Below are 21,643 nucleotides of genomic sequence, written 5' to 3'. Positions count from 1 at the left end.
TTGACAACAGAAAATATGTTCGATATATTTATATCAGAACAATTGTTCGTAACATGTGTTTGGCTTTTTGATGAGGTGGAGATATGAGCGAGGCAATGAGAGCAGCAGCAAGTCTTTATAACAACCCAAGATATAACAGTGTTAGCGAGATCAGAATTCAGCAGAACAAGATCAGACGTCAGAGAATAGTAAGAAGACAGTATTTCCTTCTTGGCCTTACAATTGCTTTTGTTATATTTCTTTTTGCTTTTATCGGAACAACAGTTATGTCATCAGCTCAGTCAGATGAATACGAACCATCATTTAAGTATTACAAGACTGTGACCGTACACAGTGATGAGACTCTCTGGAACATTGCAAATGCCAATTTCTCGGAAGATAATTATGACAATCTTAATGAGTATATAGGTGAGATCTGTACGATAAATGCAATTTCAGACCCTAACACAATTAATGCAGGAGAAGATATTGTAGTACCGTATTATTCAGCTGAATTTAAATAATAATTATTATAGCTTTATGCTTTCTCTTGATATAATATAGTATCAAGGGGAAACGTTATGAAATTATCAAGTCTATTAAAGTATAATTCAATAGTTATACAGTGTCATGACAATCCTGATGCAGATGCTATCTGTTCAGGATATGTTCTGTACAGATATTTTCAAGCGTATCACAAGAAAGTCAGATTTATTTATTCAGGCAATTTTGAGATAAGCAAGAGTAATCTTGTCTATCTGATCAAGAAATTGCGCATTCCTATCGAATATGTTCAGAATTTAAAGACAAAGCCTGAACTTCTTTTAATGACGGATTGCCAATATGGTGAAGGAAATGTACGTAGGTTTAGTGCAAAAGAAATCGCTGTTATCGATCACCACCAGGTATCCGGAAATCTTCCAAAGATAAATGAAGTAAGAAGTAATCTTGGAAGCTCCTGTACTGTAATCTGGAATTTGTTAAAGATTGAAGATGAAGATAAACTGTTGGACAAAAAAGTCTCAACAGCTCTTTATTATGGACTTTATTCTGATACCAATGCTTTCTCCGAGATGTCACATCCTCTGGATCGAGATATGATCGATTCACTGGATTATGATAAGGCGCTTATTCTTCGTCTTAAAAATATGAACCTGACACTCAAAGAGGCTAGAATCGCCGGAGTCGCAATGCTTGGCGTTGAATATCACAAGGACAATCACTATGCGATTCTTAGAAGCGAACCTTGTGATCCTAATATATTAGGCCTTATTGGAGACTTTATTGTAGCTGTAGATACAATTGATGTATGTATAGTTTATACGGTGCTTAACTTTGGAAAAAAGTTCTCAATCAGAAGCTGCGTTCCGGAGACCAGAGCTGATGAACTTGCAGCATTTCTTTCTGCAAGAATCGGTTCCGGCGGCGGACACACCGAGAAAGCCGGCGGACTTCTTAAAAACGAACTGATCAAGAAAGTTTATCCTGAATTCATAGAAATAGATGATGATTCTGCGAAATATTCAATTTCAAATATCATCAAAGATCGTATGAATGATTATTTTGAGAACTCAGAGATCATCTACGCCAAAAAAGCTAAACTTGATACAGCCAGTATGACCAAGTATGTAAAGAGTCCATTGGTTGTTGGATATGTACGCCCTCAGAAGCATGTACCTTCAGGTAATATGGCCATAGTTCGAACACTTAAGGGCGATGTTAACGTCCAGATCAAGGACAACACAGTATTGATAATAGGTATAGGCGGAGATGTTACCGCTATATCTGAAGAGAAATTTGAAAGCGCATATACAACTACAGGCAAGAGATTCAAGCTCAATCTGGATTACACGCCTACAATTAAGGATGCGGATAACGGCAAGATATATCCGCTTGTTCCCGATGCAAAGGGATGCATCTCGACAGGTGAGATGAATGTCTATGCCCGGAAGTTAGAAAAAACCACCAAGCTGTTTCCATATTGGGAATCAGAAACATACATGGTGGGTAAAAAAGGCGATTATATAGCTGTCAGCGTAGATGATCCACATGACATTTTTATAGTTGAGAAATCTCTTTTCAGAAAGACTTATGCAAATGCCTAGAGATTTAGTCAGGATTATCTTTATTTTCTCTTAGCTTAACCATTCGGGCAGCTCTGCGTCTGTTTTCGTCTTCCTGGGCTGCGTAATGCTTTCTGGTTGTATTAACGTCCTTGTGACCAAGTACATCAGCAACCAGATATATATCTCCGGATTCTCTGTACAAGTTTGTACCAAAAGTACTCCTCAGTTTATGGGGAGTTATTTTTTTGAGAGTAGTAACATTTCTGGCATATTTCTTAACAAGATTTTCAACTGCTCTTACAGTTATGCGCTTGTTCTGAAGTGATAAGAAAAACGCTTTTTCACTTCCTTCGCAGGCCGGAATGAGCTTTCGCTGCTCATAATAATCGAGAAGAGCAGTTCTTACTTCGTCAGGGAAATAGATGGTTGTGTTATAACCACCTTTTCTATGAATACTAAGACCGTTATTATCGTAGTCAATATCGTCAATATCAATTCCAACACACTCAGAAACACGAATACCGGTTCCAAGAAGCAGAGTTAACATTGCAAGATCTCTGAGCTTGGTCTTTTCATGGTATTTCTGCTGTGATTTGGTGAGTTTTTCACCGGCTTCAACCTGATCCAATAATATGGCTACCTCATTTGGCTCAAGTCTGATGATTTCATGCTCATGGAGCTTGGGCATATCAACAAGCTCAGCTGTATTGCGTTCTATAAGCTCGCTCTTATAAAAATATGTAAACATGGAACGAAGGGCAGACATTTTTCTCTTTTTACCCTGTTCGGTGTTAGAAAGCTCTTTTTCATCCTTCTCATAAAGTGAGAGATACTCCATATATTCCTCGAGGTCTTCACGAGAAACTCTGTTAAGGATCTCCAGTGAGAATTCAGGAATAGGTGTTTTTGAAAGAGACGGATTGTTGTTTTTAAGGAACTCAAAAAAGATGCGAAGATCATAGGCGTATCCAAGTCTGGTTCTGGCGGAGGTTCTCTGCTCGATACCTCTGAAATACTGTCTGCAGAACCTGGGAAGGGTATCTAAGACTTCTCGCATCCTGATAGTGTTTAATTTATCCTGTTCGTTATAGTATTTTTCATCTTTTCTATTGTTTTGCATAGGTCAATTATACCACTAATTGATTCTACCTAAAATAACGCACCAAATATTGTGGCTTTTTTATATTGATGAAGGCATGGCAAAAATGGTAATATATAGCCTGTACATTTCTATTTTGGGTGGAAAAAAGTTTTGGGAAATTCTAGGGCAAATTACAGAAGAAAAGACGGTCAGAGATTGACCGCAGCTGAATATAGAAAAAGGCGTCAAAAAGAAATAATTCTGCATCTTAGCATGCTGACAGCAATATTCTTAGCACTTATCGGAACCAGCATTTTTATTATCGTTAAGGTAACTCATAAGTCTTCAAAGCCTCAACAAGCTGAGATAGTCGAGGATAATTCCACAGAAGAAGTCACAATAATTGATACGGTCGTAGAGGATGTGGAAATAGAAGAGGAGAATGAGTATCTTCTTAAATCAGACGATTCTGCGAACTTTTTTGATGGCTATGTGATCGAACAGGATGAGAATACCGCATATATTGCCAGCGAAGAGGTACAGAGTTCATACGGACTACTTATAAACCTTGATACAGGTAAGGTTGTAGCTTCCAGGGATGGAAATGTCCGCATAAATCCTGCATCCATGACTAAGATTTTGACGCTTCTTGTTGCTGTTGAACATCTCGACGACATTGACAATCATTTCACAATGACTCAGGAAATAGGAGATTACGTATTCAAGAACGATTGTAGTGCAGTTGGATTCGAAGTTGGCGAGGAAATTCCGATCAGAGATCTTTTGTACGGAACAATCCTTCCGTCCGGAGCCGATGCAGCAATGTGTCTTGCAGAATATATTGCCGGCAGCCAGGAAGCTTTTGTGGATCTTATGAATGATAAACTTAAGGAACTTGGCCTTTCTGATACAGCTCATTTTACCAATTGTGTAGGCGTTTATAACGAAGATCATTACTGTACATTGATGGATATGGCCATGATTTTAAAGGCTGCTGAGGAAAACAGTCTTTGTCATGAAATCTTGAATGCAAGAACTTATTTAACATCACCAACATTACAGCATCCTGAAGGACTTCAGATTTCCAACTGGTTCCTTAGAAGAATTGAGGATAAAGATACAAACGGTGATGTTGTCGGTGCAAAAACAGGCTTTGTAAATCAGTCAGGATGTTGCGGAGCAAGTTATCAGATATCCAATGACGGAAGCCATTATATCTGTGTAACAGCAGATGCATGGAGCTCATGGAGATGCATCTATGACCAGGTAGATATCTACAAGACGTATACCAGCTGATTTAGGGAGCTGATTTAGGCGAAATCCTGCATTAACTATTCATAAAACCTGTGTTTTGCGAATAGTTGCCCATCACCACTCGCGCCTGATTTTTTCGAAATCGATAGTCTTTCCAACCTTCTTCCATACAATAAACGTCAGGACTATATTTATTGCAGCAATTGCAAAATATGTTATAAGGATCCGAACTCCGTCTTCACCGGTATTAATATACGATGAACCGGAGTTTTTCACTTGAACAAAAAGACCTTCTGTATAACCTGCAAAAAAGTCAAACAATCCATGTGTGACACCACAGGCCCATATATTTCTGGTTTTCCAATACAGAATAAGAAGGGCTAGTCCGAAAACGCCTGATTCCAATGTCTTGGCTATAGCCTGCCCCCATGCTATAGCGGATGTGGCATCAAATTCTCCGATAATATGAGCTGCCCCAAATACCAATGAAGATACTATTGCACTAAGGGCAAAAACATATTTCTTTTCCCTGAACTTATAGATTATTGCATCGTTTATAACTGCTCTGAAAGCCAGTTCCTCAAAAAGGCCCACGGAAATGAACATAAGAAATACGATGATAAATTCCAATACCGGGTTATCTTTCAGTGGGACCTGCTCTTCTATATTCGAGATCAGCAAAACCGAACCCATAATAAGTGACATCACAAGAAATCCTATAGAATTCTTGATGACATATCCTGTGGAAACATAACTGGATGTCAGGGTCTTATCTCCTGATATCTGGTACAGGAAAAAACATACAGCTCCGCAAAGCATGGTTCTTACAATAAAGAACTGAAAATTTGTCTCTGTATGTACAGTCTTGAAACACACAACCACGTATACTATGCAGAGCGCAGCTGTTATAAGCGGAGATCTTTTCATAAATTCAATATACTTTTTTAGCATTCTTATTCTCCTACTCTGATAATCACATTATTTATTCCACTTTTCTTTCCAAAGTTCCATTATCTCTGGGTAATGTTTAGGTGATAATAGGATAAGTGAAGTTACTATTCCAATCGCAGATGCCACAAGATTAACCCAGTCACTGGCAACAAGCTGTGTCGAAAGACCACCTGATGAAGAATAGTAACCGTTAATAAGCCCGGCAAAATCCAGTGTAAAATGCGCGATCATTACAATCCATAGATTAGCAGTACGCAAATATACCGCACCCAAAATTGCGCCAACTCCGACACAATATATTAGCTGAAAAATACCAGCCACAAGATTTGCGCCTGAAAAGATATTGGTTATATGTATGCCGGCAAACAATAATGTCGACAACCAGAATATATGTTTAATCTGCTTCTCGGACTTGATAGTTCTCATGTAGTTAGCCACACCAAGTCCTCTGAATGCTGCTTCCTCTGTAAATCCGGGTGAAAGTGCGGATAAAAACGCGACAAGCACATTGCCAAATCCAAATGTGTGAATATCAATAGCTGCACCAATATAATCAGCAATAAGGAAAGGAAGCATAACCACAATGCCCCACAAAAAGCCTTTCCAGCCAAGAATGCCTTTGAAGTCAGGCCTGAACCAAAGTGTAAATATAATTACTGCTAAAATAACAAATATAGCGGCTCCGATACCGGACGCAGATGTCACAGTAGAACCCAATCCGGACAGTTCTTTTGCATAACCCGGTATAATGTTTGAGAGTGGTTTATCTATAAGGTCTGCGCCAATAGATGAGAAAACCAAAACAAAGACTAAAAGAATAAAATATCCGATAATTGGATGATCTAAAATGGTATGTTTTCTTGCCATTGGGAGTTCCTCCTGAATGAAAAAATGTACATATTTACAAATATATTATATCAAAATAAAAGGCACTCTCAAACTTACCGGGAGTGCCTTTTACTTAAACAATATAGGGATTTAGATGTTTTAATTACCAGAACAATCTCTTTAAGATGCTAGCTGCTACAGATACAACAGCTTTTACAACTGTTTTAACAACCTTAACAACAGGTGCAATAATCTTAGCGATAGGAATTATTACTACAGGTTTCTCGGGCTGAGTAGGCTCTTCTGGCTGTGTGGGCTCATCAGGCTCTGTGGGCTCAGTAGGATCTGTAGGTTCAACCTGTCCCGGATCGTCGGGATTTGTAGGATCTTCAGGCTCTACCTGTCCTGGATCGTCGGGATTTGTAGGATCTTCAGGCTCTACCTGTCCTGGATCGTCAGGATTTGTTGGATCTTCAGGTTCAACCACTTCGATTCCAAGGAACTTAAGTACGGCTTCTTTGCTCTCAAAAGAGTCTGTTGAGCTGCTTGTAAAGAAGCTCTTTTCTACTGTAATGTTCTTGTTATCTGCGAGCTGAGAACCGGCACCGTTGTTGTTAAAGATGTAAGTAAGTGTACCTGTCTCAATAGCCTTTGTAGGAACTTCTACGCTGTACCAGTTTGTACCTTCCTCTCGATCCATGCCTTTTCCGGGCCATCCGCCAATGAGGTTGTTGTACTCTCCGTTTTCGCCGCCGTAGATGTAAAGGGCTACATTCTCCCAAGCTTCATCTTCTGCCTGTTCATTGTAGAAGTAAACGGTTGTGTAGCTAACGTCTTCTCCTGTTGCAATTGCTGCAAGTGCATCCTTCTTGGAGCCGTATTTCTGGAAGCTGATTCCATTGTGTAAGAAGAATCTGTACTTCATATCAGTAATCTTCATATCACTGGTCTGCTTACCGTTATTGCCGTTGTTAAAGATGATGTTGAGGTCTTCACTTGCACCTGCATTAAGTACAATTTTGTACCAGCCATCTTCTTCCTGAGTCATCTCTGTGCCGGGCCATTCTCCGAGAGATGTTGCACCCCAGGTGTATGCACAAACTGTTTCCCATCCCTGGGTGTTGTAGAAGTATGCTGTTGTGAAGTTTCCTGATACTCCAACTGCCTCTTCTGCTGCTTCTTTTGTGGTAAATCTGTTTACTACAACCTGTCCGCTTGATTTCTCAGCATCAGGTGCTACATAAATATCCTTGCTTGAAGGTGTGATATTCTCAATATTTACGGTCTGCTTGCTGCCACCATCATTGAATATTACGTTAAAAGAGTCTATATCGCCCTTTACTTTTACGTCGGCTCTCCACCAGCCTTCGCCCTCGTTTACAGCTGCTGTTCCGGGCCATCCGCCAAAGAGCTGTGCACCGTCTGAAAGCCATCCGTATACGTTAACATTGGACCAGCCTTCAGTACCAAAGAAGTATACGGGATATGTATGGATTCCTATAGCTTCTTCAGCCTCTTCCTTGCTGAAGTAGAGCTTATCCGACTCATATGTTGCAAATGTTCCTGTTGAAGCAGAAACCTTATAAACAGGTGAAGTCTTGCTTCCGTCGCTGTTTTCGAAAGTAACCTCAAACTCATCATCAAGTACTGTTGCCCAGTACCATCCGTCATTATCATTTACTGTTGAAAGTTTCTCACCGTTTGCATTTGCTACTACATTATCCCAATTATCTGAATTGTAGAAAGAAACGATTGTTCCTGTTCCTTCCTGCTTATCTGAAAGAACTGCAACTGATCTTGCATCAACACTTCCGTAGATAACGCCGTCTTTTACAAGGAAGATATCATCACTTCCCTCAACCATGTTGGTATATGTACCATCTTCAAGAACTGTTTCAGCATTGATTGTTGTTCTTCCAAGTCCGCTGTTGATGATTACAGCGCCCTGTACATCATCGCCTTTTCTTTCTACCATTACAGTCTGAATGTTTCCGCCGGGATTGGAGATGTACTCATCAGCGTCAAGCATCTGCCTGCGGAAAAGATTTACCGCCTTTACTTCAGGAGCCTTATAAATATCGCTACCTGCTGCTCCCATCATGTTGTTACCATATGGGTTATCCTGTGAGCTTCCATCAGGTCTTGAGAAGAAAAGAGGTGTTCCTGCTTTTCTTGCACCGATAAATGACCATCCAAGTATAAGCTGCTCATCATTTATAGATTTCCAGCAGCTCTCTGAGTCATTCATGTAGTTGTCGTGTGACTCAACCCATGTGATAAGCTTCTCTTCGTCTGCTTCATATGTTCTGCCATTAACAGTCTCGTTGCCAATCTGATAGTCTGTGATCTTATTTATTGAAAGATTGCCACTTGCAAGAGCAGAACGAAGGCTTGAACCATAATTGCTTGCTGTTGTTCCGCCAATGTACTCCTGATATGCAGGAAGTCTGTCGCTTGCACCCTGAAGAACTTCACCGTAAACGAAAAGCTCATCATAGCTCTTTGTACCAACTTCTGTTGAATACTCATTAAGAGCTTCTCTCATATTTGGATAGAATGTATTTCTATCAACATCTGCATAATCTGATGGTACAGGATCATCAGGAAGTGAAATATGCTTAGCTGTATCAATTCTGAATCCGTCGGCACCAAGATATACACAGTCCTTTAAGAACTCATAGAAGTATTCCTGGAAGCTGATATTCTCTGTATCTACATCTGGAAGTCCACCCATAGCATAATATGTAAGCTCGAGTCTGTCTGAATATCCGCCACCGATCATACCTGTTGTATGATAAAGAGCATCTTTTCCACCTGCTGCATTGATCAGATCCTCGGACACATTGCCCATAGAAGGTGTTGTGTGGTTAGGAAGAATATCTACAATAACTGCGATGCCATATTCGTCTGCAACATCGCACATATGCTTGAATTCATCTCTTGTTCCGAGCTGATAGTTCCCGATTACCCAGTCTGTAGGCTGATAATGGTAATACCACATTCCGTCGGGACCATGGAGGTTCATACCGGGGTTGGTATCAAGACATTCATTTATAGGTGATGTCTGAACTGCTGTATAACCTGCATCAGCAATATCAGCCATATTATCTGCAATTGTGTTAAAACTCCAGCAAAATGCCTGGAGAATAGCGCCGTCGTGAATGTTGCTTCTATTTACTGAAGCATTATCTGATGGCCTTGGATCTCTTGAAGCACGATGTGTAGTAACTGTTTCGTCTGCAGCAGTTACTGTAAATGCCTGCGCTTTGATTTCAGAAGTCACATCATCTTCTGAAGTTTCTTCTACTTCTTCAACTTTCTCTTCTTCAGTTTCTTCAAGTTCTTCAACTTCTTCAACTTCTTCTGTGTCTTTTTTTACTTCTTCTTTAACTTCATTAACATCTTTTTTTACTGCTTCGTCTGAATCTACTGTACTCTGATCATCAGCATTAATCTGATCATCGTTTTCTACAGTATTTTCAATCGCAGTTACCTCTGTAGCTGCAACAGGAACACTTCCCAAAGTGCTCAAAAATACAGACATACTAAGGCCTGCAGCAGCCAAACTCCTTAGCCACAACTTACTCTTTTTCATGACACCTCCTAATTTGATTAAAGTTTTTTGCTAGTACTGTTAATCGATTAACTCCCAACAAGATAATTATATTTTTTGTCCCCTTTTACTGTCAATTGTGTATAAATATCGAATCTTTCAAAGGCCTGTTATTAATTATGCTTAGTAAAAATGGTTAATTTGCTATATTTTAGGTTAAACGTTTACCTTGCTAAATTTTTGGCAAAAAAAGACTCTGCCACAATGTGACAGAGCCTTTTGAAAATATACAATTTATGCCTGAACAAATGCAGGTGTATCTGCAGGAGCATCAAGGAGTTTCTTGAGTTCATCATCAACCTTAAGAAGTGTGATGGAGAAGCCTTCCATATCAAGGGATGTCATGTAGTTTCCTACAAGAGTTTTATAAACCTTGATATTCTTCTTAGCAAGCTCATCTGCAAGGTGCTTATTAGCTACGAACAGCTCCATAAGAGGTGTTCCGCCCATTCCGTTAACCATAACTGCTACTTCATCGCCTGCATTGTAGATACCTTCAGCCAGGATCTTGCCAAGGAGTTTATCTACGATGTCATTAACAGGGCTGATCTTCTCACGATGTGTGCCGGGCTCACCATGGATACCGATACCGATCTCAACTTCATCCTCTGCAAGGTCAAAGCTGCGCTTTCCTGCTGCAGGAACTGTGCAGGCATCAACAGCCATACCCATTGAACGAACATTAGCGATAACCTTCTCAGCAACTGCCTTAACATCAGCAAGGCTTCCGCCTGCTTCAGCGCATGCGCCTGCGAGCTTGTGAACAAAGATTGTTCCTGCGATTCCTCTTCTACCGGTTGTCCAGGTACTGTTCTCAACTGCTACGTCATCAGCGGTGATAACCTGATCTACTTCGATTCCTTCATCTCTTGCCATGTCGGCAGCCATCTCGAAGTTCATAACGTCACCGGTATAGTTCTTGATTACAAGAAGTACGCCTTTTCCGCCGTTAGCGGCTTTGATAGCTTCAAAGATCTGGTCAGGAGTAGGTGATGTGAAAACTGCGCCAGCAATAGCGCCGTCAAGCATACCTTTTCCAACGTAGCCTCCGTGTGCCGGCTCATGTCCGCTTCCTCCACCGGAAACAAGAGCAACCTTGCCGTCTGATCCGCCGGCTCTTACAACAACATCAAATCCATCAAGTCTCTTAAGGTACTGAGGATAAGCTGCTATCATACCATCCAGCATCTCGTCAACTACATTGTCAACCCCATTGATTAGTTTCTTCATGTCCCTGCCTCCTTAAATTATGAATTTATTTTTTTTACAGTCCGCGTCTGCTCGGCGGCTGCAATAACTGCGTCCATATTCTGACCGCATGCGGCTGTAACAGCTGCTGCGATAGCTCCTTCCACTATCGGAGCATCAGCAAGCTTAACATCTATGCCTTCTCCGTCAAGGAGCTCTATTGCTGTCTCTGCGCTCATGATTCCACTTCCGAGATCAGCTAAAAGAACTACTCCGTCACCGTCGTTTGCTGCCTTAATGGCCTCTGATATCCTGACAGCATCAGTACCTATCTCGCCATCCTCCATTCCTCCGGCTGCGATGATTCCCTTATGACCTGATGCAATCTGATCGGTTAAGTCTTTTATTCCGTCAGCAATCTTGCTGCTATGTGATACCAAAACAAGTCCTACCATGGCTTACCCCTTAATAAAATCTCTGATAACTTCAAGTGTCATAGTTGCTGATGTAGCACCCGGATCCTGATGACCGATACTTCTATCGCCAAGATAGCTTGCACGTCCCTTTGTTGCAGCAATGGTCTTAGTGAACTCTATACCTTCATTTGCTGCCTTACATGCTTCATCGAGTCCGTCTGAAAGGCTTCCGCCTTCTGCAATCTTGGCTGAATATGCATCAAGTGCAGGAATTAAGGAATCAAGCATGGTCTTTTCACCTTTTTCAGCTTTTCCTCTCTTCTGAATACCTGCAATAGCAGCTTCCAGGGCAAGCTTAAAATCTTCTGCAGAAAGAGAATCTTTTCCTGCAAGCACTTTTGCAGCTTCCATATATGCTGTTCCGTATAAAGGACCTGAAGCTCCGCCAACTGTTGACAGAAGTGTCATTCCTGTCTTTTTAAGTGCTGCTCCGATGTCCGGATCGTCCTGAGCAACTTTTTCAATAACGGATGTAAAACCCCTTGCCATGTTTACACCGTGGTCAGCATCTCCGATCTCTCTGTCCAGGTCGGTCAAAAAATCTTTGTTTTCAATAATCTTTTCTCCGATACACTTTAGGCATTCATAGATTCTAGTAGACATATGCAATTTGTCCTCCCGATTTGTTATTGTAAAAGCCTTGCTTAGTATATTATAACAAAACGGTACGGAATTTCCATACATAATGTGTGTAAAATGGCTAATTGTTTAAACAATTTCGAAATATCCTTTGTATTATATTTACAATCTATTGTTTCTCTTGATTAAAAATAAGCATAAAAAAAGAAGCCTGCCAGATATGCTGACAGACTTCTCTTATTATTTGGCTTTCGAAGCCATAAAGTTCTTGATCAGGTCATCTACGGTATCTGCTTTGAACGAACCACCATTGATGTCCGCAAAGAAATTCATTACCCCGTTTTTATCCGTTCTGATGCCGAAATTTGAGATTTCATCCTGCTCATCGGTACTTCCACCGATCTTCTCGCTCATGTCAGATATGGTCTTCATAGCGTCATCTATCTGACCCATGAGCTTGTCCTTTGCTTCTTTATCCTTTGGATCATCTGAAGCAAGGAGTTTCATTTCATCCTCTGAGAGGATGATGCTGTATTCTAAATCTCCGCCAATCTGTGATAAGTCATCTCCGGGTCCTGCCACGAAAACATCGGCATTATCGTATTTCTTTTGCAAAAGATCTACTACCTTGCCGTACATCTCAACCTCAGGTGAAAGTTCTACCTTGGCACTCTCACCAAAAGGATTTGCAGCTTTCTGTAGCTTTCCACCATTATCGACCTTGGACGATGTGTTAACTTTTCCCGCTACCTTACCAGTCTTTATATTTCCCGGATCATTTCCGCGAAAGAGCTGGCCGATACTACCTCCTATGTTGTTAGCCATATGCTTCCTCCTTGAAAGATACACGCAGATTCCATTCTGCGGATGGAGTAAATTGGTTCCTCTTTTAGCAGGGTACAGTTACCCTTATTCTTTGTTAGGCTCAGTGTATCATCATGTTATTGAAAATATTATTAAATATGTATTAAATTTGCCCCAAAATGAAACAAACTTCCGGAAAACAGAAAGTCTTCCGGAAGTAAAATTTCATAAATGTATCATTATGATTTTCTTGAATTCTCAAAATCCTCTATGTACTGGATGATGAACTTAACTGTACCATCAATACCGAGAATACTGGAGTTGATGCAAAGGTCATAGCTATCGGCTCTACCCCACTTCTTGGATGAGTAGTAATTATAGTAGCTCTGACGCTGTTTGTCCTTCTTGTTCATCATTTCTCTTGCCTTGTCATCTGTTGTGATGTCATCAAAGCGTTCTTTTAATCTCTTGATCTTGCACTCTTCGTTGCCATGGATAAAGAGATTTAAGACATTATCGTAATCAGCCAGCGCATAATCGGCACATCTGCCGACAATTACACATGGGCCTTCATCAGCAATCTTTTTGATGGTATCAAACTGAGCAAGAAATACCTTGTGGCTTATGGGCATATCTACAAAGCTTGATGCATTGTAGCCAAATGAATAGGTGTCCATGACCAGATTATATAAAAATGAATTTGTTGGCCTTTCGTCGTGATTCTGGATCATTTCCTCGCAGAATCCGCTCTCCTTGGCTGCTCTGCTTAGAAGCTCCTTGTCATAGCATTTGATACCGAAATGCTCTGCAAGCTTTTCTCCGATTTCTCTTCCCCCTGAGCCGAACTGACGGCCGATTGTAATAATTGTATTCATACGCAGATGCTCCTTCGTATTTTTATAATTTCATTTTATACTATTTGAGAATCTCAATCAAATGGGAAAAATATTCAGGCAGTGGTGCATCCACTTCCACATATTCTCCTGTTGTGGGATGGATAAAACCAAGGGTCTTGGCGTGGAGACACTGTCCGTTTGTTTTAAACTTACTTTTCCTGGATGGACCATACACTTCATCCCCAAGAAGCGGATGACCGATATGAGCCATATGCACGCGAATTTGATGTGTTCTGCCGGTTTTTAGCCTGCATTCTATATAAGTCATCTTATCTTCTTCAAATCGCTTTAAAACGCGAAAATGAGTAAAAGCCTCTTTTCCACCGTTCTTAACTACTGCCATCTTTTTTCTGTCAGTCTGACTTCTTCCGATGGGAGCGTCAATGTCGCCCTCATCTTCTTTTATTACTCCATAGCAAATTGCGTGATATACACGATTTATTGAATGCTCTTTGAGCTGTTCTGCTATCTTGATATGCGCATTGTCATTTTTGCATATTATTACAGATCCGGTAGTATCCTTATCAATCCTATGAACAATTCCCGGGCGCATAACTCCGTTAATTCCGGAGAGATTGTCTTTGCAATGATACATTACTGCATTGACGATAGTGCCTTCATAATGTCCGGCTGCAGGGTGTACAACCATATCCTTAGGCTTGTTGACGATAAGAACATCGTTATCCTCATACAGAATATCAAGAGGAATATCCTGAGGAACAATTTCGGGTACTTCCAGAGGCGGAATCTCGAGTTCGATCCTGTCGCCTTCTGAAACATTATAGCTGGCCTTTACGCTTTTTTCGTTGCATTTTACTTTATCATCGTCTATCAGTTTTTTGATGTAGGAACGTGAAAGAGAATCCATAAGCTCGCTAATAAGCTTATCGATCCTCAGGCCTTCATATTCGTCTGTAACAACAAATTCAAATCTGTCGTTTTCGCGTTCCATTATTTTATTTCCCTGTATTTTTTCTGCTGTTTGAAGCTAAGGAAATTGAAGTCGTTTTCTTTGTAATAGAAAAGGAAAAGAATCACAAAGAAGAAGGTTGATACAGTAACATAAATGTCTGCAACATTAAATATCGGGAAGTTGATTATCACGAAATAAATGAAATCAACAACATAATCCTGTCTGATCCTGTCTATCATGTTTCCTGCAGCTCCGCTTGCTATCATAACAAGAAGAACATGCATAACGTTATACTTTTTATCATCTGGCATTCTGAACAGAACATATGCGATGATAAATAAAATCAGCACTGCAACAAGGATGAAAAAGACCTTTTGATTCTGGAGCATACCAAAGGCTGCTCCGCTGTTTTTCAAAAAGTTAAGTTCAAGTACGCCCTTTATAAGAGGTATAGCGGGTTTGTCTTGGAGATACTCACATGCAAGATACTTTGTGAACTGATCAAGCACAACCAGTAAAATGATCATGATCATATCAACAGCCAGGAAGATTTTTTTCTTTTTTGACATTTTTGTATTCATAGCTTAAAACCTTTTAATCGTTATTTTCAATATAGATAATTTCATCAAGAGCCTTGCTCATCTCATCCCTTGTTACAGTCTCATCAATGAAGGCTTTTCCGATCTTTTTTAGAAGAATAAATTTAATCTTGTCGGAATCGACTTTTTTGTCTGATTTTGTAAGCTCAAGCACAGCTTCCTTATCAACATCTTCGATTGAAATCGGAAGATTGAAAGGAACAAACATATCCCTTATTTCATAGTACTCTTCCATGGAGATAAGTTCTCTTTTCCAGGAAATGAATGCAGCTGCGATTGAGCCAAGTGCAACGCATTCTCCGTGTGTGAGCTCGAAATTCTTGTGCTTTTCAATGGCATGGCCAAGGGTGTGACCATAGTTTAAAAGAGCTCTCTCTCCCTTTTCGGTTGGATCCTTCTCTACAACTGCTCTTTTTATATCACAGCTCTTTTTGACCATTTCCATTACTACTTCAGGGTCTTTATCATTTATCTCGTACATGTTCTCGATAAGGAACTCATAGAATTTCTGATCCTTGATAAGACCGTATTTCATAACTTCAGCAAAACCTGAAGCATATTGTCTGTCGCTGAGTGTCTTAAGAGTTGATACATTGATATATACAAGGCGAGGCATGTAGAAAGCGCCGACCATGTTTTTTACGCCTTCAAGATCAACGCCTGTCTTGCCTCCGACGCTGCTATCTGACTGAGCCAGAAGTGTGGTCGGTATCTGGACAAAAGAGATACCTCTAAGGTAAGTTGCAGCAGTAAAGCCGCACATATCGCCCACAACTCCTCCTCCAAGGGCAACCAAAAGGTCGTGTCTGTCAAAGTGCTTTTCCATGAGGAATTCATAGATTTTTTTGATCTCATCAAGCTGTTTGTTTTCTTCTCCTGCAGGAATCTCATAAATGACAACTGTGTCTGAAATGCTTTCAAGGCTTGTTTTTACTTCTTCGCCGTAGATTTTACCAACGTTTGAGTCTGTAATTACGGCAATTTTTCTGCCTTTAAAGCCAAGGGATTCTACCTCACTTGAAAGTTCGGAAAAATCTGTTGTAAAAACAATATCGTAGCAGGGTTTTTCCTGATAATTAACGGTTAATCTGTTATCCATTTTACTTCTTCTCTTTCTGATTTAATCAAAATAAAAAGCTGTTGACTGTAAAGCTACATGTCAACAGCCTGATATTTAGTCTATTTGCTGTGGCCCTTCTGATATGCCGCCACCAAAGGTTCCGCTTAAGATATTCTGGAAGTCACCGGAGATATCAACAGAAGCAGGTGTGATAATGAATATATATCTTGAAATCTTCTGAAGGTTACCTGCTATAGCAAAGCATGAACCTGATGTGAAATCGATTATTCTCTGTGCGATATCAACATCAAGACCTTCTAAGTTAAGCACTACTGTGCGGTTAGCAAGAAGTGTCTCAGTGATCTCTCTTGCATCCTCTACAGAAGTTGGCTTGATAACGCAAACTTCCATGCCTGAAGCAGATAATGATTTCTTTGTTCTGCTTGGAGCAACCTTGGGAGCAGATTTCTTCTGCTTCTCTTCAGTTACTTCTATGCTTGGGTCATCCTTTCCAATAGGTGCCTGATTATTGATGGAATCTACCTTGGAAGTAAATCCCTCGTCCGGCTCATCATAGTAGCCATCCTCTTCCCCATTAAGTTGAATTGCATTTAAAAACTTGTCCATAAAGCTCATAACAATATACTCCTCGCAATTAATCCCAACAAACCTTTATAATTTTAACGTAAAATGACACATTCTGTCAAATACAGTTAAGATTTTTATCCGTTATTTTCTGAGGTTTCCTCATTTGTGACTTCTGTGTCAGAATTTTCTTCCGTAATCTCTTCTGAGGATTCTTCAGAGCTCTCTACTGTGATTTCTTCTGCAGTTTCCTCTGTTGCAGGCTCTTCGGATTCTTCAGGTAAAGCCTGTGAGGTCTCGCTGACTGACTCTTCTGTTGTTTCTTTTGAAGAATTCTGATCTACAGTTGATGCATCAAGAACAATGTAGTCAAATACGTTCAGTCCGTAAGTTGTATTGGACTTAACAATGGAATATTCATCATTCTGGTATAGGATACTGATCTGTCTGAAATCAGCATAGCCCTTATTGATATTGTAAACTCCGATAAGAGTATCTGTCTTGCTTATGGTATATCTCTGATTTGAATCGGTAAGGATAAGATTATCTCCGCTTCTTAGGTTCTCTGTGCCGAGATAATACATGGTCTCTGATTCATTATAAATATCAACGTTTATAAACTCAGAGGTTTCATTTCCCTGTTCATCGTATTTAACTCTTAGAACACCGGTTTTTCCGTCATTGCCCTTTATTATGTAGTTTTTTGGAACCAGGTAAAAGTTCTTGTTTACTATGGATGAATTGGGAATTTTCAGTCCGGTCTCATCTTCGGTGATAAGCTCAATATTTATAAATCTGTCTCTGCAGAAAGTAATCATTGAATTGGTGAAGGTAAACTTTACAAAGGTTTCACCTTCCGGATTCGTATATGAGGAAACCTTACCCCAGGATTCATGCTGGTTCTTTATAAAACGAACCTTAACATACTCGAGATCAAGAAGTTCCTGTACTTTCTCAGGATCATCCTCTTGTATTACAACGGACCACTCTTCATTTGTACATAGCTTATATACAGGGTCTCCTGATTTCACAAGAGTGTTGTTTATCAGCTGAGTTTTCTCGTAGGTTGACTCATCAAATACAGCAGATGTCATGTTTTCAAGTGCAAGATCTTCATAACCATCTATTGAATATATAACAATGCCGGTATTCTGCGCATATTTGTAATTGATGGACTGAAGTGTTGCACTGTTGGCATTAAGTGACTGGATGTTGGAAAGGATACTGTTATTTGAGAGCTTCTGAACAGTTCCGTCAATACTTACCTTAAAGTCATATACTGGATGGAAATTATGAGGGTCAAAGGATGATTCGAAGTTTACGATCTGAGTACGAAGCTCAGCGAGGTCATCCTCACTAAGTGATACCTCTTCGCTTCCCTGAGACTTAAGATACTCAAGGAGCTGACCTGATTCATCAACGGTGTAAACAAGGTTCCCAACAGCTACTCTTCCGCCTTCTGTGGCAAAATAATTGACATATCCGGCTGTGTCGCTCTCTACAATCTCCTCGGTACGTAGAGCAACAGCATCATAGATATTGTTGGTGGAAAGAGATCCTTCCTTTACCTCATAACCAACCATATGATCCCTGCGAAAATATGTGATAACACTGATGATGATATAGATTGCCATTACGGCAAAAAACACCATTCCAATATTTATATTATTGATATTTTTGGGATATTTGGTAACCTTTCGCTTCTGACTCCCCGCCATCTGTTACCTGTCCTTAACTTGAAATTTTCAGAATATAAGCCGCGGATAGCCGCGGCTTATAAGAATAGTCTTATTAAAAATTGATCAAAGTGAAATGATTACCTTTGATTTTACTGACTCCGGAAGTTCGGATTCATCCAATGAGAGACTAAGCACAAACTCTACCCCGAACTTCTCACTGAGCTTGTCTAATTTCTCAATAACCTCTGAGATGTCTTTTCCTTCAAGACAAGAGATTTTCAAAAAGCTATCAAAATACATTTGCTGGAGATCATGGTCCTGTGAAATGATACCACTGACAAATCCAATAAACTCATCTGGATTGGTGATACTGAAATCCGGTACTACAATTAAACGGATTTTGTTGTTAAGCTCATACATGTGCTTGGTGTTCTTGTCAAGAAATACAACACTTCCAAGAACGTTCTTTACCTCGGTGTTAACCTTGTCTAATAGGCATTTTGTCTTTCCTTTTCCCTTTTTCCCAACAATTAACTGAACCATCGGCATACCCTCCTGCAAGTAGAAATTTTTATAAAAATATTATAAGTCTTTAATACCCAAAAGACAACCTTAATTCACGATTTCATTCAGCAATGAAGACATATCGCTGTAGAGAAGTCCTGAGTCTGTATCTCGCATGATTACTGCAATGTAAGGGTTAGAAGCAGTATCTCTTGCAAGAAGTATAAGACAATGACCTGCAGCCTGTGTGGTACCTGTCTTGCCACCGATTACGGTAACTCCTGCCGGCTGCTGTTTATCACCCTTTAAATAAGCATTTGTTGTACTGACAGTTACCTCTTTTGAAGCTCCGGTGGAGTCGAGATAACTGGTTGAATACTCTGTAGTATTGATGATCTCGCTGAAAGTATCATATTGCATCGCGGCATTAAAGATCAGATACATATCATATGCTGTAACATAGTGCTCATCTGCAGTAAGGCCATGTGGATTTTGGAAATGAGAATTGGTGGCGCCTATAGCCTGCGCTTCCTTGTTCATCAGTCCAACGAAATCCTCAATCGAATTTCCTACGTTTGAAGCTATTAAATTGGCTACGTCATTGGCTGAATAAATGAGAAGAATACGAAGAGCCTGATCAAGAGTAAGTCTGTCGCCCTCTTTCAGACCGATTTTCTGAGCTCCGCTCTCATTGACATAGACATCGGATCCGGCAACCAGAACCTGATCAAGAGATCCGTATTTTAGCGCAACAAGCGCTGTCATAACCTTTGTAAGAGAAGCAGGCTGAACCTGCAAATTGACGTTCTTAGCAAAGAGAGTCTCTTTTTTGTTCAAGTCAAAAAGTCCTCCACATGCCACGTCTTCTATGGAGACCTCTGATGTATTAACATCCTGGTCTGCAACACATAAATCCGAAGCAAATGTAGGATAATAAAGAGTCTTTCTGTTATCTCCTTGTGATGAGGTTACTTCATATTTTGATGAATACGAAAGTCCGGAGCAACCAGTCACACAAAAAATCCCCAATAAAACAATACTAAAAGCTCTAAGCAGCTTATTTGTACATCTCACGCCACTCAAGGTCTCCTCTGTCAAGTGATTTGATCAGTAGTTCCGCTGATGCAAGGTTGGTTGCAACAGGTATGTTGTGCATATCACATAAAGTCATCACATTGTTGATATCAGGCTCATGTGACTTAACAGTAAGCGGGTCTCTTAAAAAGATCACAAGGTCGATCTCGTTGTGCTCGATTGCAGCGCCAAGCTGCTGTGAGCCGCCAAGATGTCCGGCAAGATACTTATGTACTGTCAGGTTTGTAACCTCTTCTATCAAACGCCCCGTTGTACCTGTTGCGAAAAGATCATTCTTACTTAGTATACCCCTATATGCTATACAGAAGTTCTGCATAAGTCTCTTTTTTGCGTCATGTGCTATAAGTGCGATATTCATTAACTTATACCCTCCCTGTAATATATTTATTGCCTTGAAGTCTCACGTTTAGGACAAATCCGATAGCTGCGTAAACACTTATAAGTGAAGTAAGTCCGTAGCTCACGAAAGGTAGAGGAATACCTGTGTTGGGCATAACTCCGGTTGCAACCCCCATATTAAGGAAGCCCTGGAATCCGATCCATGCGCCGACGCCTGCTGCTATCACTTCTCCGGCCTTGGTCTTGGCACGAAGTGATATCATGAAGCACCTGATAGCTATAAGAAGAATAAGTGCAACAACAAGACATGCACCTACAAATCCAAATTCTTCACCTATAACCGTAAAAATAAAGTCCGTCTGAGACTCTGAAATGAAACCACCGTTTAGAACCGAACTGATCTCATTTGTATTGTAACCCTTGCCATAAAGCTGGCCGGAGCCTATCGCCATCATAGAATTCAGTGTCTGATAAGCATCAGAATTGGCATAATCCTCAGGATGAAGCCATGCAAGAATACGCCTCTGCTGATAATCATGTAAAAGACTGCTCTCACCTTGTACTGCATTGTAGATAACAAACAGTGCAGCTGGAACCGTAACTCCAAGTACTGACCATACAATCTTCCTGTTAATGCCTGCAACATAGAGGATTGATGCAAAAATAACCATTACCATGATGCAGGTTGAAAGGTCAGGCTGAGAAGCGATAAGACCTAAAGGAGGAGCCAAAAACAGCAGACAAATAACGATAAATCCTAAGTTCTTGACTTTATCCTTATATTTCATAATAAACTGCGCATAAAATAAAATCAATAAAATTTTGGCCGTCTCGGAAGGCTGGAAAGTGATGCCAAAGAGGTTTATCCACCTCTGCGCTCCGTTGGTACTACTGCCAAGAGGTGACAGTACAAGACCCAAAAGAACGATATTTGCTATGTAAGCAATTATGTATAGCTTAGTGAACCATAAATAATCAAGAAGCGAGATAAAAACCATAGCAAATATTCCCATCACCATACCCGCTATCTGCTTGTTCTGAGATGAGGGATCTGCGGAACTGATCGCCATTATTCCGATGATTGTCAGCAAGATGACCATGAGCACAAGAAAAAAGTCATAGTCAACCAGCTTGTATTTCTTAAAGTAATCCAT

General features: G+C 40.3%; 21 protein-coding genes. 3 read left to right on the top strand and 18 right to left on the bottom strand.

The features are described from left to right. Nucleotides 1-83: 83 nt before the first annotated feature. Together G632_RS0100945 and G632_RS0100940 are read left to right on the top strand one after the other, a co-directional pair. On the top strand, nucleotides 84-503 hold the full coding sequence (locus tag G632_RS0100945) for a LysM peptidoglycan-binding domain-containing protein (protein ID WP_022767158.1): 420 nt from the start codon (nucleotides 84-86) through the stop codon (nucleotides 501-503). Between the two features lie 57 nt (nucleotides 504-560). Further along, nucleotides 561-2,084 carry a DHH family phosphoesterase gene (locus G632_RS0100940; RefSeq protein ID WP_022767157.1) on the top strand — a complete coding sequence of 508 codons (1,524 nt, stop codon included), beginning with the start codon at nucleotides 561-563 and terminating at the stop codon, nucleotides 2,082-2,084. A 4-nt stretch (nucleotides 2,085-2,088) separates the two neighbouring features. Here G632_RS0100940 and G632_RS0100935 read toward each other — a convergent pair whose 3' ends face one another. Then, nucleotides 2,089-3,165, bottom strand: coding sequence for a tyrosine-type recombinase/integrase (locus G632_RS0100935; protein ID WP_022767156.1), 1,077 nt, complete (start codon nucleotides 3,163-3,165; stop codon nucleotides 2,089-2,091). A gap of 132 nt (nucleotides 3,166-3,297) precedes the next feature. Between G632_RS0100935 and G632_RS0100930 the strand changes: the two genes are divergently transcribed. Beyond that, nucleotides 3,298-4,422: a D-alanyl-D-alanine carboxypeptidase family protein gene (locus G632_RS0100930; RefSeq protein ID WP_022767155.1), complete on the top strand. Its 1,125-nt coding sequence runs from the start codon at nucleotides 3,298-3,300 to the stop codon at nucleotides 4,420-4,422. A 72-nt stretch (nucleotides 4,423-4,494) separates the two neighbouring features. Here the strand turns inward: G632_RS0100930 and G632_RS0100925 are convergent, their stop codons facing one another. The 17 genes from G632_RS0100925 to G632_RS0100845 form a co-directional block, all read right to left on the bottom strand. Then, nucleotides 4,495-5,331: a CPBP family intramembrane glutamic endopeptidase gene (locus G632_RS0100925; RefSeq protein WP_022767154.1), complete on the bottom strand. Its 837-nt coding sequence runs from the start codon at nucleotides 5,329-5,331 to the stop codon at nucleotides 4,495-4,497. A gap of 27 nt (nucleotides 5,332-5,358) precedes the next feature. Further along, a complete protein-coding gene (locus G632_RS20795; protein WP_022767153.1) occupies nucleotides 5,359-6,198 on the bottom strand; it encodes a CPBP family intramembrane glutamic endopeptidase in 840 nt (279 codons plus the stop codon). Nucleotides 6,199-6,322: 124 nt separating this feature from the next. Continuing rightward, nucleotides 6,323-9,754, bottom strand: coding sequence for a starch-binding protein (locus G632_RS20790; RefSeq protein WP_022767152.1), 3,432 nt, complete (start codon nucleotides 9,752-9,754; stop codon nucleotides 6,323-6,325). A 252-nt stretch (nucleotides 9,755-10,006) separates the two neighbouring features. Further along, nucleotides 10,007-11,002 (bottom strand): dihydroxyacetone kinase subunit DhaK, encoded by a 996-nt coding sequence (dhaK, locus tag G632_RS0100910; protein ID WP_022767151.1) that lies wholly within the window; start codon nucleotides 11,000-11,002, stop codon nucleotides 10,007-10,009. Between the two features lie 17 nt (nucleotides 11,003-11,019). Continuing rightward, a complete protein-coding gene (gene dhaM / locus G632_RS0100905; RefSeq protein ID WP_022767150.1) occupies nucleotides 11,020-11,415 on the bottom strand; it encodes a dihydroxyacetone kinase phosphoryl donor subunit DhaM in 396 nt (131 codons plus the stop codon). 3 nt (nucleotides 11,416-11,418) lie between these two features. Continuing rightward, entirely contained in the window at nucleotides 11,419-12,039 is a 621-nt protein-coding gene (gene dhaL / locus G632_RS0100900) for a dihydroxyacetone kinase subunit DhaL (RefSeq protein ID WP_022767149.1), read from the bottom strand. A gap of 216 nt (nucleotides 12,040-12,255) precedes the next feature. Further along, nucleotides 12,256-12,840, bottom strand: a complete 585-nt coding sequence (locus G632_RS0100895) for a DUF6033 family protein (RefSeq protein WP_022767148.1) — start codon at nucleotides 12,838-12,840, stop codon at nucleotides 12,256-12,258. A gap of 218 nt (nucleotides 12,841-13,058) precedes the next feature. After that, nucleotides 13,059-13,694 (bottom strand): AAA family ATPase, encoded by a 636-nt coding sequence (locus G632_RS0100890; protein WP_022767147.1) that lies wholly within the window; start codon nucleotides 13,692-13,694, stop codon nucleotides 13,059-13,061. Between the two features lie 40 nt (nucleotides 13,695-13,734). Further along, nucleotides 13,735-14,667 carry an RluA family pseudouridine synthase gene (locus G632_RS0100885; RefSeq protein WP_022767146.1) on the bottom strand — a complete coding sequence of 311 codons (933 nt, stop codon included), beginning with the start codon at nucleotides 14,665-14,667 and terminating at the stop codon, nucleotides 13,735-13,737. Beyond that, on the bottom strand, nucleotides 14,667-15,209 hold the full coding sequence (lspA, locus tag G632_RS0100880) for a signal peptidase II (protein ID WP_022767145.1): 543 nt from the start codon (nucleotides 15,207-15,209) through the stop codon (nucleotides 14,667-14,669). The genes G632_RS0100885 and lspA overlap by 1 nt, the downstream gene beginning before the upstream one ends. Nucleotides 15,210-15,222: 13 nt before the next feature. Further along, a complete protein-coding gene (gene aroB, locus G632_RS0100875; protein WP_022767144.1) occupies nucleotides 15,223-16,326 on the bottom strand; it encodes a 3-dehydroquinate synthase in 1,104 nt (367 codons plus the stop codon). 75 nt (nucleotides 16,327-16,401) lie between these two features. Continuing rightward, nucleotides 16,402-16,923 carry a cell division protein SepF gene (locus tag G632_RS0100870; RefSeq protein WP_022767143.1) on the bottom strand — a complete coding sequence of 174 codons (522 nt, stop codon included), beginning with the start codon at nucleotides 16,921-16,923 and terminating at the stop codon, nucleotides 16,402-16,404. 86 nt (nucleotides 16,924-17,009) lie between these two features. Next, nucleotides 17,010-18,590, bottom strand: coding sequence for an HlyD family efflux transporter periplasmic adaptor subunit (locus tag G632_RS18420; RefSeq protein WP_022767142.1), 1,581 nt, complete (start codon nucleotides 18,588-18,590; stop codon nucleotides 17,010-17,012). 84 nt (nucleotides 18,591-18,674) lie between these two features. Continuing rightward, complete coding sequence (locus tag G632_RS0100860) at nucleotides 18,675-19,094, bottom strand: hypothetical protein (RefSeq protein WP_022767141.1); 420 nt, start codon at nucleotides 19,092-19,094, stop codon at nucleotides 18,675-18,677. Between the two features lie 69 nt (nucleotides 19,095-19,163). Continuing rightward, nucleotides 19,164-20,069, bottom strand: coding sequence for a D-alanyl-D-alanine carboxypeptidase family protein (locus tag G632_RS0100855; protein ID WP_022767140.1), 906 nt, complete (start codon nucleotides 20,067-20,069; stop codon nucleotides 19,164-19,166). 43 nt (nucleotides 20,070-20,112) lie between these two features. Further along, nucleotides 20,113-20,508, bottom strand: coding sequence for a methylglyoxal synthase (gene mgsA / locus G632_RS0100850; RefSeq protein WP_022763947.1), 396 nt, complete (start codon nucleotides 20,506-20,508; stop codon nucleotides 20,113-20,115). 4 nt (nucleotides 20,509-20,512) lie between these two features. Continuing rightward, entirely contained in the window at nucleotides 20,513-21,643 is a 1,131-nt protein-coding gene (locus G632_RS0100845; protein ID WP_022767139.1) for an FtsW/RodA/SpoVE family cell cycle protein, read from the bottom strand.

The sequence above is a fragment of the Butyrivibrio sp. NC2007 genome (assembly GCF_000421405.1).
In the GTDB taxonomy this organism is placed as follows: Bacteria; Bacillota; Clostridia; order Lachnospirales; family Lachnospiraceae; genus Butyrivibrio.
Note: the sequence above shows the minus strand (reverse complement) of the source record. Positions and strands in the feature narration are given on the sequence as shown.

What these genes read in the sequence shown, in the direction of transcription:
- G632_RS0100945 (WP_022767158.1), top strand. Translation starts at nt 84, where the DNA reads ATGAGCGAGGCAATGAGAGCAGCAGCAAGTCTTTATAACAACCCAAGA.
- G632_RS0100940 (WP_022767157.1), top strand. Translation starts at nt 561, where the DNA reads ATGAAATTATCAAGTCTATTAAAGTATAATTCAATAGTTATACAGTGT.
- G632_RS0100935 (WP_022767156.1), bottom strand. Translation starts at nt 3,165, where the DNA reads ATGCAAAACAATAGAAAAGATGAAAAATACTATAACGAACAGGATAAA.
- G632_RS0100925 (WP_022767154.1), bottom strand. Translation starts at nt 5,331, where the DNA reads ATGCTAAAAAAGTATATTGAATTTATGAAAAGATCTCCGCTTATAACA.
- G632_RS20795 (WP_022767153.1), bottom strand. Translation starts at nt 6,198, where the DNA reads ATGGCAAGAAAACATACCATTTTAGATCATCCAATTATCGGATATTTT.
- G632_RS20790 (WP_022767152.1), bottom strand. Translation starts at nt 9,754, where the DNA reads ATGAAAAAGAGTAAGTTGTGGCTAAGGAGTTTGGCTGCTGCAGGCCTT.
- dhaK (WP_022767151.1), bottom strand. Translation starts at nt 11,002, where the DNA reads ATGAAGAAACTAATCAATGGGGTTGACAATGTAGTTGACGAGATGCTG.
- dhaM (WP_022767150.1), bottom strand. Translation starts at nt 11,415, where the DNA reads ATGGTAGGACTTGTTTTGGTATCACATAGCAGCAAGATTGCTGACGGA.
- dhaL (WP_022767149.1), bottom strand. Translation starts at nt 12,039, where the DNA reads ATGTCTACTAGAATCTATGAATGCCTAAAGTGTATCGGAGAAAAGATT.
- G632_RS0100895 (WP_022767148.1), bottom strand. Translation starts at nt 12,840, where the DNA reads ATGGCTAACAACATAGGAGGTAGTATCGGCCAGCTCTTTCGCGGAAAT.
- G632_RS0100890 (WP_022767147.1), bottom strand. Translation starts at nt 13,694, where the DNA reads ATGAATACAATTATTACAATCGGCCGTCAGTTCGGCTCAGGGGGAAGA.
- G632_RS0100885 (WP_022767146.1), bottom strand. Translation starts at nt 14,667, where the DNA reads ATGGAACGCGAAAACGACAGATTTGAATTTGTTGTTACAGACGAATAT.
- lspA (WP_022767145.1), bottom strand. Translation starts at nt 15,209, where the DNA reads ATGAATACAAAAATGTCAAAAAAGAAAAAAATCTTCCTGGCTGTTGAT.
- aroB (WP_022767144.1), bottom strand. Translation starts at nt 16,326, where the DNA reads ATGGATAACAGATTAACCGTTAATTATCAGGAAAAACCCTGCTACGAT.
- G632_RS0100870 (WP_022767143.1), bottom strand. Translation starts at nt 16,923, where the DNA reads ATGAGCTTTATGGACAAGTTTTTAAATGCAATTCAACTTAATGGGGAA.
- G632_RS18420 (WP_022767142.1), bottom strand. Translation starts at nt 18,590, where the DNA reads ATGGCGGGGAGTCAGAAGCGAAAGGTTACCAAATATCCCAAAAATATC.
- G632_RS0100860 (WP_022767141.1), bottom strand. Translation starts at nt 19,094, where the DNA reads ATGGTTCAGTTAATTGTTGGGAAAAAGGGAAAAGGAAAGACAAAATGC.
- mgsA (WP_022763947.1), bottom strand. Translation starts at nt 20,508, where the DNA reads ATGAATATCGCACTTATAGCACATGACGCAAAAAAGAGACTTATGCAG.
- G632_RS0100845 (WP_022767139.1), bottom strand. Translation starts at nt 21,643, where the DNA reads ATGGATTACTTTAAGAAATACAAGCTGGTTGACTATGACTTTTTTCTT.